Genomic DNA, 2081 nt, shown 5'->3' with positions numbered 1-2081 from the left:
GCTGCCGCTACGGCCGTTCCCTACATCCTCATGGTGTGGCCATTTAGAAACCTCAGCGATGCCGATTGCGAGCAGGCCAATCGTGGCTGGAAGAAGTTCTTAGGCATCAATTTCTTTGCTGGCTTTGTCGTGACAATGCTGCTGATTTTCACCTGGCTTCACGGCTAAGTCTTTTCCCGGAGTAGCGTGGAGCTATGCCCAACCCCACTCTCTTCACGCCCATCACCCTGCGCAACCTCACCATCCGTAACCGGGTGTGGGTTCCTCCGATGTGTATGTATAGCGCGTTGGGTAAAGACGGCGTCCCCACTGCCTTCCACACCGCTCACTACGGTGCGATGGCGCTCGGTGGAGCAGGCCTCATCATCGTGGAAGCAACTGCAGTGAACCCAGAAGGCCGCATCTCTTTCCACGACCTCGGTATCTGGAACGATGAACAGGTTGCCGCCTTCACACCCATTACTTCTTTCATGTCAGCGCAGGGAGTTGTTCCTGGAATTCAGCTTGCCCACGCAGGCCGCAAAGCCTCGACCTATCCGGGTTGGGGTTATGACGGCATCGATGGAACGGTTCCTGTTGAGGAGGGTGGCTGGAAGCCGCTTGGCCCTTCGGCCAATGCCTTTACTGGCTATGCCCAAGCAGAAGCCATGAGTGAGGCACAGATTGCTCAGGTCGTTGCTGACTTCGCTGCGGCAGCACGCCGTGCTGTGGAAGCAGGGTTCCAGGTTCTGGAGATTCACGCTGCCCACGGTTACCTCATCCACGAATTCCTTTCTCCATTGAGCAATGAGCGCACCGATGACTTCGGCGGCCCGTTGAAAAACCGTGCGCGTCTGCTGCTCGACATCGTTCGAGCAGTGCGCGCAGAGGTTGGTGAAGAGCCTGTGCTCTTTGTTCGCTTCTCGGCAACCGACTGGGTTGAGGGCGGCTGGAACGAAGAAGAAACCAGCATCGTGACCGACTGGGTCAAGGACCTCGGCGTGGACGCTGTGGACATTTCAACCGGCGGTCTCGTTGCTGAGGCACATATCCCCACGGGGCCCGGTTACCAGGTTCCGATGGCTCACTACGTGAAGGAACATGCACACCTGCCTGTGGCAGCTGTGGGCATGATCACCACAGCTCAGCAGGCCAATGACATCGTGGAATCAGGCCGCGCTGATGCGGTGTTGATCGGGAAAGAGACGCTGCGAGACCCACACTTCGCATTGCGTGCAGCAGCTGCGCTGGGTGTGCAGATTGATTACGGCATTCCCCAGTATCAATGGGCGCCGTTCCCTCGTTCCTAAGCCCTAGCGAATGAACTTCGCGCGCAGAGGAATCATCAACAGCAAACCTGCCAGCAAGACGATCACAATACCCAGGATGCCGAAGTAAGTGGCACCAAAGGCGGTCACGAAGATGGCGAAAAGCGTGGGAGCCAAGAAGCTCACTGCGCGACCCGTGGTGGCGTAGAGGCCGAAGATCTCGCCCTCTTCACCTTCGGGCGCGAGGTGTCCTAGGTAAGCGCGAGCAGAAGCTTGTGCGGGTCCTACGAAGAAGGTGAGCATGAGTCCACCAATCCAGAAGGCGTTTGCTCCGCCATCGTGGAAGATGAACAGGCCAATGCCGGTAATGACAAGGCCAACCAAAGCAATCACAATGACGCGCTTGGAGCCGATCTTGTCATCGATCCAGCCGGAGAACAGCACGCCAATACCGGCAACAAGGTTGCCACCAATGGCAAAGAGAATGACTTCAGTGAAACTGAGGCCAAAGACCGTTCCCGCCAAGATGCCACCAAAGGCGAAGACAGCTGCCAGACCATCACGGAAGACGGCGCTGGCCAGCAGGAAATAGAAAGTGGGGCGGGAGTTCTTGTACAGGTCCGCAATCTTGCGGAACAAGATCTTGTAGGACTCGATGATGCCGGCTTTCTTGCCGGGGTTCGTTGCAACGTTCTCAGGAACATTGAACAGGACCGGCAGAGAGAAGGCCAGAGCCCAGATGGCTCCGAAAACCGCAACAACACGAATGTTCATTCCGCCGTCAGTGGTCACGCCAAACCAATAGGGGGGATCGCCCAAGATGAATCCGACTAG

General features: G+C 57.1%; 2 protein-coding genes. One reads left to right on the top strand and one right to left on the bottom strand.

All coding sequences use genetic code 11. The features are described 5' to 3' along the window. The first annotated feature begins 194 nt into the window (after positions 1 to 194). Positions 195 to 1289 carry an NADH:flavin oxidoreductase/NADH oxidase gene (locus tag Q0362_RS00655; protein WP_298118643.1) on the top strand — a complete coding sequence of 365 codons (1095 nt, stop codon included), beginning with the start codon at positions 195 to 197 and terminating at the stop codon, positions 1287 to 1289. A 3-nt stretch (positions 1290 to 1292) separates the two neighbouring features. On the opposite strand, the gene Q0362_RS00650 is transcribed toward Q0362_RS00655, so the two are convergent. Next, on the bottom strand, positions 1293 to 2081 hold a 789-nt coding region (locus tag Q0362_RS00650), incomplete at its 5' end, for an MFS transporter (RefSeq protein WP_298118640.1).

The sequence above is a fragment of the uncultured Aurantimicrobium sp. genome (assembly GCF_936931525.1).
Classification (GTDB): Bacteria; Actinomycetota; Actinomycetes; order Actinomycetales; family Microbacteriaceae; genus Aurantimicrobium.
This window is presented reverse-complemented; position numbering and strand designations above follow the sequence as displayed.